Origin of the sequence: Beijerinckia indica subsp. indica ATCC 9039, from assembly GCF_000019845.1 — a bacterium.
GTDB classification, from domain to species: Bacteria; Pseudomonadota; Alphaproteobacteria; order Rhizobiales; family Beijerinckiaceae; genus Beijerinckia; species Beijerinckia indica.
Map to the genome: position 1 here is coordinate 1,970,813 of NC_010581.1, position 15,823 is coordinate 1,986,635.

The window sequence follows — 15,823 nt, forward strand, 5'->3', positions numbered from 1 at the left end:
TTGATGATCGTTGATGTGCCGAAATTCTACCTTTCCGCACGCATCTCTTCTTCAAGCTCTTTCTTGAAGAGAACATCAAGAGCCGTGGTGACCTTCGCTTCAGAATGCTCTTTGCAGTAATTGGCCAGATGATGCTCGTCGGCCTCCGTCCGCGAAACACGCGCGAAATGCTTCTTCGTGAGACCAGAATACCATCCGCTATACCAGGTAATCAGATATTCAGCTTCCTCCGGCTTGGTTGTCGCCAGATCAGCACAAGTCAATGCCTGCAAATTGAGAAAGCCATTTTGATCCTCATGCGTCGCAAGCGCGGCCTTGGTCGGCGTTTGCGCATAGAGCGAGCTTGCTCCTGCAATCACCAAGGAAAGGGAAAGAGCGAGCGAACGCGCATAGTCATTGGCAATGATCATTGTGAGCCTCATTGATAAAAATGAAGTAACGAGCAAAGAGCCTTAATCTTCCCGGATTTATGTGCGGGAGGGATCATCGTTTTCACTTCGACGTCAGACGCTGAAGTTCGATCAATCCACTTTCGGATCTGATACTCTGGAGGACGAGCGCATTGGATACATCCTGCTTCAATTGCGCGCAGCCGAGCGCACAAGAAAACCGGTAACCTACAGCTCTTTTGGAAGGAGCAAACCATGTGGCAGTTGGTCATCAACCAGGCGCCACATCGAAGATAAGTTCATCATGATTTAGTTATTTTCCACGTTATATCTAGTCTTTATTCAACGCATCTTGCCGAAGCGGCGGCCCTATTGCAATGCGTTGAAAGGACACAGGCTTCTTCCAAGCCAGACTGTTTTCTCACAGGTGTGAACCTGCCCTCAAAACCGCTCAGCCTAGGATAAAGTTCCCAAAGGGGGGTGCGTCATTTTCGCCCGAAGAAAGGTGGCATTTGTTCCGCGACCGGCCGCGGCACATACATTCGCAGGAGAGAAGACACGGGGCAATGGGAACGAAGCCATTTTGCGCGCGGCGTGCTGTTATGACGCCGATGCCAAGAGGCTGACCATGTGAGCGACCATGGGAAAGGTCTGACTCGAATGGAAGATCCCGGATGCGGACTCATCCCCGCGATAGTGCGCGCAAATATCGCAGAAACGCTCTGCTGAGCTGGCCGTCTGCGATTTACTTTTACGTTTTCCTTAGCCCCTAAGCGCCGAAAATGACGTGGCGAAAGCGGCGTAGGGAAAAGGTGAAATAGGCGATGCCGATGGCGGCGACCGCGGCGAGATCCGGCCAGAGAATCGTCAGATCAGCACCGCGATAGAGAACGCCCTGCGCGAAGGAAACGAAATGCGGCGTCGGGCTGATGACCTGCATCAGATAACGCAGCCAGGACGGCATGCTTTCCATCGGGGTCGTGCTGCCCGAAAGCAGTTGCATGATGAGCATGACAGGAATGACGAGAAGGCCGAACTGGCCCATGGTGGAAGCGATGGTTCCCAGCACGATGCCGAGGGCGGCAACGGTGATGGCATAGACGGCGGTTCCGAGGCAGAACAGCGCAATCGAGCCGGGAATTGGGACCTGTAGCCACCATTGCACCACGAAAATGAGGGAGCAGGTTGCGGCGATGAGAATGACGAGGCTGTTGGCGATGATCTTCGACAGCATGATCTCGGCCGGCAGGAGCGGCATGACGAGCAGATGCTCGACTGTTCCCTGCTCGCGCTCGCGGATCAGCGCCGCGCCGGTCAGAATGATCGTGAGCATGGTGACATTGTTCACGACTTGCATCACCGAAGTAAACCAGCTCGAATCGAGATTGGGATTAAACTTGACGCGCGTGACGAAATTGACCGGCAGCGGGATGTTGAACTCCCGAGAGATGAGATATTTGGCGGTCTCATTCATGACGATGTTCTGGATATAGACCGAGCCATTGCCGGCCTGCGTCATCGCCGTCGCATCGACGTTCAATTGCACCGATGTCGGGTGTCCGGTGAGAAGGTCCTGCTCGAAGCGCGGGGGAATTTCGAGCACGAAGACGAGTTCGCCGGAATTCATCATCGGATCGATCTGATCGGCGGTGATCGAGACGGCTTTCTTGAAAAGCGGCGGTGTCATTGCATCCAGAAGGCGCCGCGAGAGGCCAGAATGGTCCTCGTCGACGATGCCGATGGTGAGGTCGCGCGCCTCGGTTGAGGCCCCATTGGCCACCGTATAGACGGCGAGCGAGAAGGCATAGACGACGAGGATCAGCATGATGGGATCGGCGCGGATGCTGCGCAGTTCCTTCGTCGTGAGATGGAAAATGTTCTCGATATGGAGGAGAATTTTTGCCCAAAAGGAGCGCGGCATCGTGGCTGTGGGCGCGGGTGGTTTCGGCGGGGCCGGCTGCGGAGAAGCCACCATGTCACTTCTCCTGCTTCTGCAAAAGGAATTGCGAGGCGACGAGATAAACCAAAGCGAAGAGCCCCAGCACGACCATCGAATGCCACAGATCGGCAAAGCCGAGCCCCTTGGTGAAGGTGCCGACGCTGATCGGATGATACCAGGCGGCCGGAAAGCCAAGACCGATCAGCCGCGCCCCACCAGACAGCGAAGAGACCGGTGTGAGCAGGCCAGAAAAATTCACCGCCGGAATGGCCGACAGGATGGCGGTGGCGAAGACGGCCGCGACCTGCGTGCGCGTAAAGGTGGATATCAGCTGACCAAGACCCGTCGTTGCCGCGACATAAACCAACGTTCCGACCAAGAGCGCGGGAACCGAGCCCTTGAGGGGGACCTGGAACAGAAGCAGAGCGACGGCGACGAGAATGGCGAAAGTCACCATCGAGACCGCGACATAGGGCAATTGCTTCCCGGTCAGGAATTCGAGACTCGTCGTCGGCGTCGAGCGGAAATTGGCGATCGATCCCGTTTCCTTTTCACGCACGACAGCGACCGCGGACATCACCGCCGGAATGAGGACGAGCATCAAGACCACGACGCTCGGAACCATGGCATTAACGCTCTTGAAGGCCTGATTGTAGCGAAAGCGCGTTTCCATCGTGAGCGGCATGGAGCGCAAGGTCGGCAACTGGCTGTGCCGGAGAAGATCCTTGATATAGAGCAGGCTCAGGCCATCGACATAGCCGCGTGTGGTTTCGGCGTGGAATGGCATGGCGCCGTCAATGGTAACACCGACCTCGGGGACCCGCCCCAGCTTGAGGTCGCGTCCGAACCTGGGCGGGATTTCAAGAGCGAGCTGCAATTCGCCGGTTCTCAGGCGGCGTTCCTCCTCGCTCGCGGATTTGACCGGCGGCTGTTCCTGAAAATAGCGCGAGCCTGAAAAATTCTCGAGCAAGTCGCGGCTTTCCGGCGATTGATCCTGATCGAAAACGGCATAGCGGATATCCTCGACGTCGAAGGAAATGCCGTAGCCGAAAGCAATCATCAGGAGCAGCGGGCCGAGCAAGGCAAAGACGAGGCGGATCGGGTCGCGCAAAATCTCCATGGCCTCGCGGCGCGCATAGGCCCACAGGCGCCCGGGATCGAAATATTGGTTCCGTGTTCTACCAGCGGCTGGCGCGGTGGGTTCCAGTTGCACATCGGCTGGCGGCGCCTTGACCGGAGCGCCGAGCTTGAGATGCGACGCCTCGGCGAGATAATCGATGAAGGCGTCCTCGAGCGATTGCGCCTGGCGCTTTTCGACGAGTTCCTTGGGCGTGCCGACGGCGAGCACCCTGCCCGCATGCATGAGCGAGATGCGGTCGCAGCGCTCCGCCTCGTTCATGAAATGCGTTGAAAGGAAGATCGTCACGCCTTCCTCGCGCGACAGGCGGATCAGTGCATTCCAGAAGGAATCGCGGGCGATGGGATCGACGCCCGACGTCGGCTCATCGAGAATGAGGAGCGGCGGGCGGTGCAGCACCGCGACCGCGAGTTGCAGGCGCTGGCGGATGCCAAGCGGCAGGCTGGCTGGGTACTCCCCGGCGACATTGCTCAGTTCGTAAGTTTCGAGCAATTCTTTGATACGGCCCGGCACCTCTTTGGGGGGCAGATGATAGAGCTCGGCATGCAGTTCGAGGTTCTGCCGGACAGTCAGTTCGCCATAAAGCGAGAAAGACTGCGACATGTAGCCGGTCCTGAGCCGCGTCTCCATATCATCGGCCGCGATCGGTTTGCCAAACAATTTGGCCGTGCCTTCGGTCACCGGCAGGAGCCCGGTCAGCATTTTCATGGTAGTCGATTTGCCGCAGCCGTTCGAGCCGAGGAAGCCGAAGATCTCGCCGCGTCCGATGCGGAAACTCACGTGGTCGACGGCGACGAAATTGCCGAATCGGCGTGTCAGCCCTTCGGCTTCGATCGCCGGGGTTTCGTTGTCCTCGACTTTTCGCGGCGGCACGATGACCGGCTTATGGCGGGCGCGCAATGTTTCCGGCAACAGGTCGATGAAGGCTGCTTCCAATGTCTTGGCGCCCGCCTTGTCGCGGATCTCCTGTGGCGAGCCGGTGGCAATGACCTTGCCGTCATTCATCGCGGCGAGCCAGTCAAACCGTTCCGCCTCGTCCATATAGGCCGTCGCGACGATCACGTTCATCTGCGGCCGCCGCGCGCGAATGGTGTTGATGAGATCCCAGAACTGGCCGCGCGAGAGGGGATCGACGCCGGTCGTCGGCTCGTCGAGAATGAGAAGGTCGGGGTCGTTCATCAGCGCGCAGCACAGGCTGAGCTTCTGCTTCATGCCGCCCGAGAGCTTACCTGCCGGCCGTTCTGTGAAGGGCGCTAAATCAGTCGCCTTCAAAAGCTCGTCCATATGCGCGCGGCGCGCCTCGGCGCTCTGGCCGAACAGACGGCCGAAGAAGTCGATATTCTCGAAGACGCTCAAGGTAGGATAGAGATTGCGCCCGAGCCCTTGCGGCATATAAGCGATGCGTGCGCAGATATTCCGGCGATGCGCTTTTTCGGTCATATCGCCGCCGAAAACGAGGACATGGCCTTCCTGGATCTGCCGCACGCCTGCGATCAGGGCGAGCAAGGTGGATTTGCCGACGCCATCGGGGCCGATCAGACCGACCATCTGGCGTGGCGGTATATCGATCGTGACATCATCGAGCGCGACGACCTTGCCGTAGCGATGCGAAACCTGCGTTATGCGCGCCGCGTAATCTTCCATGATCGGCATCCGCACCTATTAAGGAAGCTTCACTTGCAGATTGTCCGGCCAGGGCGTTTTGACATTGGTGCGCACATAGCCCACGCCACGTACCCCCGTCTTGACCTGGTTGACATATTTGTTGAGCAATTTCGGATCAGCCTGCAGCTTGACACGGAACATCAGCTTTTCCCTCTCGCTGGCGGTCTCGACCGATTTCGGCGTGAATTGCGCCTCGGTCGCGACGAAGCTGATCGTCGTGGGAATGACATATTCGGGCGCCGGATCGAGGATGATGCGGGCCTCGTCACCGAGGGAGAGGGAGCCGGCCTGACTCGCCGGCAGATAGATCGACATATAGACGTCGCTGAGGTTGAGCAGCGTCACGACACGCATGCCAGGTGCGACGACCTCGCCATTCTGCACCAGTTTGTAGAGCACGCGCCCGTTGACCGGTGCCCTCAGGACGAGATCGACGAGCATGGCTTCGAGCCGCTGGACATCGGCCTCGGCGGCATCAATGGCGAACTGGGCCTGGTCGCGCTGGGCATTGGCCGCGTCGAGGGCAGCCTGTGCCACATTATAGCGCGAGCGCCGCATATCAAAGGTCTGTTCTGTCAGATAACCTTGCCGGACAAGCGCCTGGCCACGGTTGAAATCCGATTGGGCGAAGTCAAGATCGCCGGCGCGCTGGGCGATCAGAGCCTTGGCCTCGGCCAGCGCCTGCTTAGCCTTCAACACTTGCGCCTGGGCGCCACGCAGCTGCGCCTCGGTCTCGGGTGAACTAATACGTGCGACGATTTCTCCAGCGGTGACATCGTCGCCTTCGTTCACGGTGAGTTCCGATAGCCGGCCGCCATATTTCGACGAGACATCGACTTCCGTCGCCTCGACCCGGCCATTGGTACCGACGATCCCATCCGGCAGCGTTTTGCCGCGCAGGCGATCAATCAGTCCACGAAGCTCCGCTTGCGCCTTCGCCCCTGCCGAGAGCAAAGGCGATTTTTCCTGACTCAGCAAAGGTGACGAAGCATCCGCAAGAACGAGGAGGCCTGCCAGTGCAGCACATACGAAATGGGAAATGCGCATCATCGGAATCTTTGAAGTTAAAGGAGTGATGAACGAATCTGGTGACAGGCTCTAGGCGGACAGCAATGCTTGGCGACGTCTCGATTGAAGCCGGCTGTGAATAAGGTGCCAATATGCCACAAGCTTAAGCGGCAACCATCCCTTTTTCATGACCACCCTGTCGCAGCATTGGCGGGTGAAACCGCTGGCAGGCCATTCGCTCATCGGATCATCCTTGACGGTTACGGATTCAAATGTTTCCGTGTGGCGCCTGATGAGCGATCCTCCACACTCGCGTCGAAAACAGAGCGACATTGGGGGCTAAGCTGCTTGTGCTGTGATGCCATGCAATCCCTGATCTTGTCGTGGTCGGGGATATAGGCGGCACACAGTCGCAAGGCATCGCCCATGCACGCCATCTGTTGCTCACTCTCGCTCGGTCCGGACTGCGCGAATGCAGGTGTACCAAACGCAGCCAAAAGGATGAGGGTCAGTTGTCTCTTCATTGAACAAGACTCCTGTCGAGCTTGGCACAGACAAGCGATCGCCGATGCCGGCCAAGTCTCGACCGAATTCGTGAGGACGGCTTTGCGGAAATGACCGGAGAAAATTATTGCCCTGCTTCAGGGCATACTGAGACACTCGCAGGCTCATGAATCAGTGTTGCAACGATCGTCTCAGTCATAAGATTGCGGGCGACATCAGTATCGATCTCCGGCGCGAGGCTGCTCAGGAGCATCGGGAAGCTGGCTGGTTGGCTGGACGCGCGGCTGAGGAGTGCGAAAAACAATGCGGGATGAGCACTGCGGATGATTCCAGCCTGAATTCCAGCAGCAAACACCTCACGGCACGTTTCATAAGCGGGTTTCGAAAGGCGGTTTGTCACCAAGGATGCGCGTTCCGGCGTGTCTGCGAAGTGGCGCGTTACGAACTCACGGACCTCAGGGTGCGACGCGAAGAAGACAGCGAGGCACGCGACGATCCCACGCAGGCGTTCGACGAGGGTTTTCTGGTCATCACCCGCAATCTCCGCCACCTCGGCCATTGTGGGCTTGACAGTTTCTACGATCGCGTCGAGACACACCTCCCAAAGCTTTGATTTATTACCGAAATGCACGCGGACAAGGTTCGGGCTCACGCCGGCGGCGGCAGCGATCCCGCGCAAGTCGGCGTTTTTAAAGCCATCATTCGCGAACGCCTGGGTTGCTGCGGCGAGAAGGACGCTACGCCCATTCGGCATTTCCTTCGTCCGGCGACCACGCTGGGATCGGGAAGGTGTGATGTTAGGAGCCGTTCGTCCGGCCATTCGATCTTTCCCATATATGTTCAGATGAACATATATGCCGATAGTCTCGGGGATGCAAGCCGTGCGGGTCGCTCCCGATTGTGAAACTGCCTAGCTCGCGTCTCGCGTTCCTGAGGCGAGCCGGATCTGGAGCAGACCATTTTCTGTATGCTAGATGCTGAACCAGACAGATGCCCGCCCTGCCCTCCACTCGTTGTGGCTCCTCACCGCATCATTGAGCGTGTTTGGGATGCAGTTTGGCAAGGCGAAAGGGGGGCCTGCTCCCGATCCAATGGCGAAGGCAAGGCCGGGCGATATGTCTATAAGGACCCAAAAGAAACAATCAATCTGCGCGTGTCCAGGATGCTGATTTACAAATCAGCCCACCGAGTCCGCAACCACTTGTCGTTAGAACCGTCCCGGATAGTGTCATCTTTCCCGTATATGTTTTGCCATCCTCCGGATTGAAAGCAGATCCTTCCCAGAGATTTTCACCAAGTGGCTTCATGTCATAAAACACTTTCTGGCCAATATGCGCTGGCCCATTCTGATTCTTAAGCCAGACAATGGTGCCGCATAAACTATTCCCACATTTAGCAAAGCGAACTTTTGATACACCTGTATCCCGCATCCATATACCTGAAACGTCTCCGGCCAGAGCCACTCCCGACATGCTGACAGCAAGGCTTACCACGGCCCCCAATGATGCGTTTCGAATAAACCGTTTCATCATATTTCCTCCCTATATTGCTTATCATGAAAGCTTTTTTATATCGCTATTCTTGTGTATTATGAGATGACTTCGATCTGTTGCTTATCAATAGGTTCAACTGGCAAAGAAAGCCGCAAAGACTGCCTGCGCATAGGGGGTTCGGCGCAAAGCGTCGAAACTTTCCGCTTCCAATTGCAGCGTGTGCTCGAGATCCTTAGCAAAACTTTGTTTGAGCAAATGCTTTGTCATTGTAAGTGCTTGCGGAGAGAGTCCCGCCAGTACATGAGCTTTGTTTAGAGCCAATGGAAGAGAACCACCATCATCCGTAATGCTGGTAATAATACCGGAATCAGCTGCTCTCTCAGCCGTGAATGTTTCCCCCAGCATTAAGAGATCTGCTGCGCGCTTGGTTCCGGCAATTCGTGGCAAAAGATAGCTTGAGCCTCCCTCCGGACACAAGCCGAGCGCCGTAAAAGGAAGACGAAATTGAGTCCCGCGCCCGGCATAGGCGAAATCGCAATGAAGAAGCAAAGTCGTCCCAATGCCAATCGCATAACCTTCCACCGCTGCGACAAGCGGCTTTGCAAAGGCGCAAAGGGCTTTCAAAAAATCCAGCCCCGCGCGGGCGGCGTCATCACCGGCCGCATTCTGAAAATCGGCAAGATCATTACCACTGGTAAAGACATTGCCTGCCCCTGTCAGGACAACAACACGCACGGATTCATCGGCATCTGCTGCGATCAGGGCACTGGTGAGGGCTTGATGGGTCTTCCTATCCAGCGCGTTCCGACGCGCCACACGGGAGATCGTCAAAAGACGAATGCCGTTTTCACGGTCGTCTATGATAACAGTGTTCTCTCTATCCGAAGCCACTGATATGAGCGATTCTGTTGTCATTACGATCGTTCCTCACGATGCTAAGGCATGACACGCCCGCGCATATTCCTCTTTCAATCTCAAACAAAGATCAGCCGTCGCAGGAATATCATGGATGGAACCGACGCCATGCCCAGCCGACCAAACGTCCTTCCAGGCACCAGCTTCCTTCTGCATATCCAAATGTCCCGCTGAGATGAGATTGTCCGGATCAAGACCGCGTTTAAGGATGCTCGGACGCAGAAAGTTGGCATTTACACCGCTGATCGCTGACGTATAGATGATGTCCGAAGCCTTGGCATCGATCAGCATATGCTTGTATGCATCAGGCGCAAGGCTCTCCCTTGTGGCGATGAATCGCGTACCGAGATAGGCAAGATCGGCCCCCAGCAACCGTGCCGCAGCAATATGCGCGCCGGTCGACAGGGATCCGGCCAGAGCGATGGCGCCATCAAAGATAGAGCGAATTTCCGCAACAAGCGCGAACGGATTGATTGTGCCAGCATGGCCCCCCGCCCCTGCGGCGACAGCAATAATGCCATCCACGCCCGCTTCTATGGCTTTTTCGGCATGCCGCGTGTTGATGACATCATGAAACACGAGGCCTCCATAAGCATGGATCTCCTTGACCAGATCGGGCACAGCGCCGAGTGAGGTGATGACGACGGGCACCTTATGGGAAGCCGTGACCTTGAGATCAGCCTCAAGGCGTGGATTCGATTTGTGAACGATGAGATTGACCCCAAACAAGGGGGCCACCGCCTCGTCCTTAAGGCGGTGCTCGATCTCATCCAGCCAATCCGAATAGCCTTGCGTCGTACGCTGATTGAGCGCTGGAAAAGTGCCTATCAAACCGGCCCGGCAAGCTTCGACGACGAGATCTGGTCCCGATATGAGAAACATCGGCGCGATAATGGCCGGCACATCGAGACGGTCGCGAAGCGCGCTAGGCAGAGACATACCTTTCCCCCTCACATATTCGGATAATTAGGCCCGCCACCGCCTTCAGGCACGGTCCAGACGATATTCTGTTTCGGATCCTTGATGTCGCATGTCTTGCAATGAATGCAATTTTGCGCATTGATTCTGAGCGCGGGTCCTTCGACGATTTCGTAAACAGCTGCCGGACAATAACGCTGTTCCGGCGCATCGTAGAGTGCCAGATTGACATCGATTGGCACACTGTCATCCTTGAGGCGAAGGTGCGATGGTTGGTTCTCCTCATGATTTGTATTCGTGATAAAAACCGAGGACAACCGGTCAAAACTGAGGACATTATCCGGCTTCGGATAGGAAATTTGACGACACTGCGAGGCACGTTTCAAGCTCGTATGATCTGGCTTGTGATGCAGAGTCCAAGGCGCATTGCCACGCAACACATAAGTATCGAACGCCGAATAGGCCATGGCCGGCCATAAGCCCCATTTAAACGCTGGCTTGATATTGCGGACGTCGCTCAGTTCCTTCCACAGCCACGTCTTCTGCAATGCCGGTCGATAGCCGACCGCCACCCTGCCATATCCCTGCAGGAGAGCAACAACACTCTTCGCTGCCGTGATGCCAGACTTCATGGCCGTATGGCTTCCCTTAATCTTGGGAACATTCAGGAAGCCTGCGGTATCTCCAACGAGAACACCGCCGGGAAAGCTGAGCTTTGGTATTGACTGCAATCCGCCGGCTGAAATAGCCCTGGCACCGTAAGCGAGCCGTCTTCCCCCTTGAAAGGTATCGCGCACCGCCGGGTGTGTCTTGTATCTCTGGAATTCGTTGAAGGGTGACAGATAAGGATTCGTATAGCCGAGGCCCACCACGAAACCGACCGCGACCTGATTGTTCTCAAGATGATAGAGAAATGATCCGCCATAGGTCTTATTATCCAGCGGCCACCCGATTGTGTGAACGATAAGTCCAGGGCGATGTCTTTCCGGATTGACTTCCCACAATTCTTTAAGCCCGAGACCATAGGTCTGCGGATCGCACCCTTCGCGCAGCCGAAAGCGCTCAAACAGCGTTCGAGTGAGCGAACCACGGCATCCTTCCGCAAAAATCGTCTGGCGCGCGCGCAGCTCGACGCCAGCTGTATAATTCTCGGTTGGCTGGCCGTCTTTACCGATACCCAGATCGCCGGTGGCAACGCCGACAACGGCCCCTTCCTGATCAAAAAGAACTTCAGCAGCCGCAAAGCCAGGGTAGATTTCAACCCCTAATTGCTCCGCCTGCTGCGCCAACCAACGGCACAAATTGCCAAGGCTAATGATATAATTGCCGTGATTACGCATCAGCGGCGGCGTCGGCAGACGGACCGCCCGCGTCTCCGTCAGGAACAGGAAACGATCTTCGGTGGCTTCCGTATGAAGAGGAGCTCCGCGATGACGCCAGTCGGGAATGAGTTCGTCGAGAGCAACAGGCTCGAAGACAGCTCCGGACAGGATATGGGCTCCGACTTCCGAACCCTTCTCAAGCACACATACGCTCAAATCTTTATTCAACTGCTTGACATGAATCGCGGCAGACAACCCTGCTGGGCCAGATCCAACGACCACAATGTCGAATTCCATGACTTCTCGTGTCATACAGCGCCCTTAAACATATATGAGCCTTGCAGAAGGTGGGTCCTCCGTGGGAGAAGAGGACCCACCTGTTGTGGCCCGGGGAGGAGCAGACCACATTTACCTGCCAAATCACCTAACGGGAGTTACTAATCCGAAAGTGACGCGGTCAACTCGGGTAAAACCTTGAACAGATCCCCAACAAGACCATAATCGGCGACCTGAAAAATGGGAGCGTCTTCGTCTTTATTGATGGCGACAATCACCTTCGAGCCACTCATCCCTGCAAGATGCTGAATGGCGCCGGAAATCCCAACCGCGATATAAAGCTGCGGCGCGACGATCTTGCCTGTTTGGCCGACCTGGAGATCATTGGATACAAAACCGGCATCAACAGCGGCTCTGCTGGCACCGATGGCCGCACCCAACTTCTCAGCGATCGGTTCGAGCATCTTGAAATTTTCTCCACTCTGCATGCCCCGTCCGCCCGAAATGATAATCCGTGCGGATGTCAGATCCGGACGCTCCGATGTCGTCAGTTCCTCTCGAATGAACTGCACATTGATGGGCGCATGGACCGCAGGGATCTGGGAAATGGTCGCCCTACCCGTCTCGGCATCAGCAGGCTCAAAAGCTGTCGTGCGAATTGTGATGACTTTCAATGCATCCTGTGAGCGCACGGTTGCCAGTGCATTGCCCGCATAAATAGGACGAATGAACGTATCCGGAGAGACCACGCCCGTGACCTCCGAAATTTGCTGGACATCGAGCGTTGCGGCAACACGCGGCAGCACATTTTTGCCAAATGTCGTGGCAGCAGCGACGATCGCTTCATAGTTTCGCGCATGTTCTATTAGCAAGGCCGCGACCGTCTCGGCAAGCGGGTGAGCATATACCGGGTCGTCTGCGATCAGAACCTTATCGACGCCGGCTATGGTGGTCCCTGCCTCGCCTATGGCACGAACATCATGGCCAGCGACCAAAAGATCGACCTTGCCTCCGAGGCTGGCAGCGGCTGTGATCGCATTCAACGTAGCTCCCCGTAGAGAGTGGCCATCATGTTCGGCTAAAACCAGCGCCCGCATTTCAGATTACCTTTGCTTCATGCTTCAGCTTGTTCAGAAGAGTCGCAACATCCGCCACCTTGATACCGGCCTGGCGTTGCATTGGCTCTTCGACCCTTACAGTGATCAAACGCGGCTCGACATTGATATCGAAGCTGGCGACAGGCCTGATCTCCAATGGCTTCTTCTTGGCCTTCATGATATTGGGCAGGCTCAGGTAGCGAGGCTCGTTCAGACGCAGATCGGTGGTCACCACAGCCGGCAAAGCCAGCGATATGATCTCAAGGCCTCCGTCTATTTCACGCGTGACTTCAGCACGTCCGTCCTTGATGACAAGTTTCGATGCGAACGTGCCTTGTGGCCAGTCCAGCAAAGCGGCCAACGCTTGGCCGGTCTGATTTGAATCATCATCGATGGCTTGTTTGCCAAGAATGACAAGCTGAGGTGACTCCTGCAGACACAAGAGCTTGAGAAGCTTGGCGACCGCCAATGGCTGGATCTCATGATCGGTCTGCACCAATATTGCACGATCGGCGCCTAGGGCGAGCGCATTGCGGAGGACATCCTGAGCCGCGGCGGCTCCTATGGATACAACCACAATCTCAGAAACGATTCCGGCCTCTTTGAGCCGCACGGCCTCCTCGACGGCGATTTCGTCGAAAGGGTTCGCGGAATATTTGACATTAGCTGTTTCAACGCCAGAATGATCCGCTTTGACCCGTATCTTGACATTGTAATCAACGACCCGCTTTATTGGGACGAGCACCTTCATTCACGTTCTCTCCTGTCCTGCCTGCGTTCCGCGACGGCCCCAACGATCACTTATGCCAACTGACCCGCGAAACTCCCATCAAGATCAGACCATTGTGTAATCCAGTCGGGGACTGATCGAGAGGAGATCTCTTTGGGTATGACCTCGTGAGGAGGCAACACAACACCGTCACGGATGAAAGCCGTTCGGGCCACGGTCAAACAGACAAGCCTGCCCGCTGACTTCATTTGATGTGAAAAATAGACCCATTTTTCGTCCCAATAGACACATTCGGTCGTCAAGGTTACCGCCTGAAATGGCGCCAAGGGTCGCCGGAACCGCACGAGAAGACCACCGACGACAGCGTGACCGCCCAGCTTTCGTACACGCCGCCACACGCCGGAGCGGAGGAGAAAATCAATACGCCCGAGATCCATCAGCGCCAAATAGCGGGCATTGTTCATATGCACATTGAGATCAAGATCATGCGGCATCACGCGAAAAAGCAGAATGGACTGCTCTTCGAACGTCAGGCGACGCCGTACCAGGCTGCCGAGCACGATATTGAGGAGTCGGAACCAAAGATTCATGATACGTCCTTCAGACCCTGGCAGGGTTCAAAACGCAGCCTCGTCGAAAGCCATCGTTGATTTGCTGCCAGCCATGATGGAAGAAAACAGCGCACCTGTTTGCGGCAGCAGGCGCTGCATGAAGAAACGTGCCGTCCCGACCTTGGCGACGTAAAATCCATCGGTATCATCGGCACCGATCTTCGGCAGGCTCACTTCAGCCATACGCGCCCAAAGGTAGGCCAAGGCTGTGAGGCCAAATAAACGGAGATAATCCGTGGCGGCCGCGCCTGCTTCATCAGGATTGCGTAGCCCTGCTTGAGCAATCTTGATCGTTGCCTGTTGCAAGCGCGTAAACGCCTTATTGAGGGGATCGATAAACTCCGTCAGTGTCGTTTCGGAAGATTTTTCCTCGATATAGGCGGCTACGGGATGGAAGAAACGGCGCAACAAACGCCCCATATCCGCGGGCAGCTTGCGGCCGACGAAATCAAGAGCCTGAACGCCATTGGTCCCTTCATAAATCTGGGCAATACGGACGTCGCGTGCATATTGCTCCATGCCATGCTCGCGAATGTAGCCGTGACCGCCAAACACTTGCATACCGAGATTGGCTGCTTCCGAGCCAAGATCCGTGAACAAGGCTTTGACGACAGGCGTCACCAGTGCGACGAATTCTTCGGCTTCCTGTCGCACGGTCGCATCAGGATGATTGCGGAGATCCAAATGCTTTGCCGCCCATATGCCGAAAGCACGGCATCCTTCGGCATAAGCCCGCTGCGTCAACAACATGCGGCGAATATCGGGATGAACGATGATGGGATCGGCCGGCTTATCGGGATATTTTGCCCCGGTCAGGGAACGGCCTTGTAAACGTTCACGGGCATAAGCGACAGCGCCCTGATACGAAACTTCGGCGATCCCAAGGCCTTGCAGACCAACAGCCAGGCGTTCCGTGTTCATCATCGTGAACATGGCACGCATGCCCTTGTGCGGCTCACCGACCAGCCAGCCCGTTGCTTCATCGAAATTGATGACGCAAGTGGCTGAAGCTTTGATACCCATCTTATGTTCGATCGAGCCGCATGAGACGCCGTTACGTGCCCCAAGCGTGTTGTCATCATGAACAAAAAATTTGGGTACGAGGAAAAGGCTGATGCCCTTAATCCCTTTAGGCGCATCGGGAAGGCGCGCCAGGACGAGATGAAGGATATTTTCCGTTAAATCATGTTCGCCGGCCGAGATGAAGATTTTGGTACCAGTAATTCTGTAAGTGCCATCCTCCGCGGGCACCGCCTTCGTGCGGGACAGGCCGAGATCAGTGCCGCAATGGGGCTCGGTCAAGCACATCGTGCCGGACCACGTGCCTTCCACAAGTTTCGGCAGATATTTATCCTTGAGCTCTTCCGAACCATGGCTCTCCAAGGCGACACAGGCGCCATGGCTGAGGCCGGGGTAAAGACCGAAAGAGAGGTTGGAGGAACAGATCATTTCCTCGATCAGACTATTCACGATCTTGGGCAGCCCTTGCCCACCATAAGCGGGTGAAGAGGTGATACCTGGCCAACCAGCTTCACAGAAAGCCTTGTAGGCTTCCTGAAACCCCTTTGGGGTCCGCACCACGCCGCTATCAAAAACGCATCCTTCCTCATCACCAGAACGATTCAGAGGGAAAAGCACTTGCTCGCAGAAGCGCGCCGCTTCCTCTAGAACAGAATCGATGAGATCAGGCGTTGCTTCCTCATAGCCAGGCAAAGTGGTAATGTCGCCGCAATCCATGAGTTCGAAAATGACAAAGCGCATATCGCGCAATGGAGCCTTGTAGCTGGCCATGATGCTTTTTCCTGAACAATTATTGTA

13 protein-coding genes are annotated in these 15,823 nt (G+C 56.1%); all 13 read right to left on the reverse strand.

Translation table 11 applies throughout. The features are described from left to right. Positions 1-26: 26 nt before the first annotated feature. Complete coding sequence (locus BIND_RS08835) at positions 27-410, reverse strand: HdeA/HdeB family chaperone (protein WP_012384728.1); 384 nt, start codon at positions 408-410, stop codon at positions 27-29. A 748-nt stretch (positions 411-1,158) separates the two neighbouring features. Further along, a complete protein-coding gene (locus BIND_RS08840) occupies positions 1,159-2,364 on the reverse strand; it encodes an ABC transporter permease (protein ID WP_012384729.1) in 1,206 nt (401 codons plus the stop codon). A 1-nt stretch (position 2,365) separates the two neighbouring features. Further along, entirely contained in the window at positions 2,366-5,119 is a 2,754-nt protein-coding gene (gene rbbA, locus BIND_RS08845; RefSeq protein WP_012384730.1) for a ribosome-associated ATPase/putative transporter RbbA, read from the reverse strand. A 9-nt stretch (positions 5,120-5,128) separates the two neighbouring features. Continuing rightward, positions 5,129-6,181 carry an HlyD family secretion protein gene (locus tag BIND_RS08850; RefSeq protein WP_012384731.1) on the reverse strand — a complete coding sequence of 351 codons (1,053 nt, stop codon included), beginning with the start codon at positions 6,179-6,181 and terminating at the stop codon, positions 5,129-5,131. A 586-nt stretch (positions 6,182-6,767) separates the two neighbouring features. Then, the gene (locus BIND_RS08860; RefSeq protein WP_012384733.1) at positions 6,768-7,397 is read right to left on the reverse strand and encodes a TetR/AcrR family transcriptional regulator; all 630 of its coding nucleotides are present in this window, start codon (positions 7,395-7,397) and stop codon (positions 6,768-6,770) included. A gap of 388 nt (positions 7,398-7,785) precedes the next feature. Beyond that, positions 7,786-8,175: a DUF2147 domain-containing protein gene (locus BIND_RS20575; protein WP_081433747.1), complete on the reverse strand. Its 390-nt coding sequence runs from the start codon at positions 8,173-8,175 to the stop codon at positions 7,786-7,788. Between the two features lie 93 nt (positions 8,176-8,268). Further along, a complete protein-coding gene (locus tag BIND_RS08865; RefSeq protein ID WP_012384735.1) occupies positions 8,269-9,051 on the reverse strand; it encodes an enoyl-CoA hydratase/isomerase family protein in 783 nt (260 codons plus the stop codon). A gap of 12 nt (positions 9,052-9,063) precedes the next feature. Beyond that, complete coding sequence (locus BIND_RS08870) at positions 9,064-9,990, reverse strand: NAD(P)H-dependent flavin oxidoreductase (protein WP_012384736.1); 927 nt, start codon at positions 9,988-9,990, stop codon at positions 9,064-9,066. An 11-nt stretch (positions 9,991-10,001) separates the two neighbouring features. After that, positions 10,002-11,603 carry an electron transfer flavoprotein-ubiquinone oxidoreductase gene (locus BIND_RS08875; RefSeq protein WP_012384737.1) on the reverse strand — a complete coding sequence of 534 codons (1,602 nt, stop codon included), beginning with the start codon at positions 11,601-11,603 and terminating at the stop codon, positions 10,002-10,004. A gap of 125 nt (positions 11,604-11,728) precedes the next feature. Next, positions 11,729-12,664: an electron transfer flavoprotein subunit alpha/FixB family protein gene (locus BIND_RS08880; RefSeq protein WP_012384738.1), complete on the reverse strand. Its 936-nt coding sequence runs from the start codon at positions 12,662-12,664 to the stop codon at positions 11,729-11,731. A 1-nt stretch (position 12,665) separates the two neighbouring features. Next, positions 12,666-13,415 carry an electron transfer flavoprotein subunit beta/FixA family protein gene (locus BIND_RS08885; protein WP_012384739.1) on the reverse strand — a complete coding sequence of 250 codons (750 nt, stop codon included), beginning with the start codon at positions 13,413-13,415 and terminating at the stop codon, positions 12,666-12,668. Between the two features lie 50 nt (positions 13,416-13,465). After that, positions 13,466-13,984: a thioesterase family protein gene (locus BIND_RS08890; RefSeq protein WP_012384740.1), complete on the reverse strand. Its 519-nt coding sequence runs from the start codon at positions 13,982-13,984 to the stop codon at positions 13,466-13,468. 27 nt (positions 13,985-14,011) lie between these two features. Then, the gene (locus tag BIND_RS08895; protein WP_012384741.1) at positions 14,012-15,796 is read right to left on the reverse strand and encodes an acyl-CoA dehydrogenase C-terminal domain-containing protein; all 1,785 of its coding nucleotides are present in this window, start codon (positions 15,794-15,796) and stop codon (positions 14,012-14,014) included. Positions 15,797-15,823: the final 27 nt, after the last annotated feature.

Bases quoted from the DNA above. Each gene is read 5' to 3' on its own strand.
- BIND_RS08835 (WP_012384728.1), bottom strand. From the start codon at position 410: ATGATCATTGCCAATGACTATGCGCGTTCGCTCGCTCTTTCCCTTTCC.
- BIND_RS08840 (WP_012384729.1), bottom strand. From the start codon at position 2,364: ATGGTGGCTTCTCCGCAGCCGGCCCCGCCGAAACCACCCGCGCCCACA.
- rbbA (WP_012384730.1), bottom strand. From the start codon at position 5,119: ATGCCGATCATGGAAGATTACGCGGCGCGCATAACGCAGGTTTCGCAT.
- BIND_RS08850 (WP_012384731.1), bottom strand. From the start codon at position 6,181: ATGATGCGCATTTCCCATTTCGTATGTGCTGCACTGGCAGGCCTCCTC.
- BIND_RS08860 (WP_012384733.1), bottom strand. From the start codon at position 7,397: ATGCCGAATGGGCGTAGCGTCCTTCTCGCCGCAGCAACCCAGGCGTTC.
- BIND_RS20575 (WP_081433747.1), bottom strand. From the start codon at position 8,175: ATGATGAAACGGTTTATTCGAAACGCATCATTGGGGGCCGTGGTAAGC.
- BIND_RS08865 (WP_012384735.1), bottom strand. From the start codon at position 9,051: ATGACAACAGAATCGCTCATATCAGTGGCTTCGGATAGAGAGAACACT.
- BIND_RS08870 (WP_012384736.1), bottom strand. From the start codon at position 9,990: ATGTCTCTGCCTAGCGCGCTTCGCGACCGTCTCGATGTGCCGGCCATT.
- BIND_RS08875 (WP_012384737.1), bottom strand. From the start codon at position 11,603: ATGACACGAGAAGTCATGGAATTCGACATTGTGGTCGTTGGATCTGGC.
- BIND_RS08880 (WP_012384738.1), bottom strand. From the start codon at position 12,664: ATGCGGGCGCTGGTTTTAGCCGAACATGATGGCCACTCTCTACGGGGA.
- BIND_RS08885 (WP_012384739.1), bottom strand. From the start codon at position 13,415: ATGAAGGTGCTCGTCCCAATAAAGCGGGTCGTTGATTACAATGTCAAG.
- BIND_RS08890 (WP_012384740.1), bottom strand. From the start codon at position 13,984: ATGAATCTTTGGTTCCGACTCCTCAATATCGTGCTCGGCAGCCTGGTA.
- BIND_RS08895 (WP_012384741.1), bottom strand. From the start codon at position 15,796: ATGGCCAGCTACAAGGCTCCATTGCGCGATATGCGCTTTGTCATTTTC.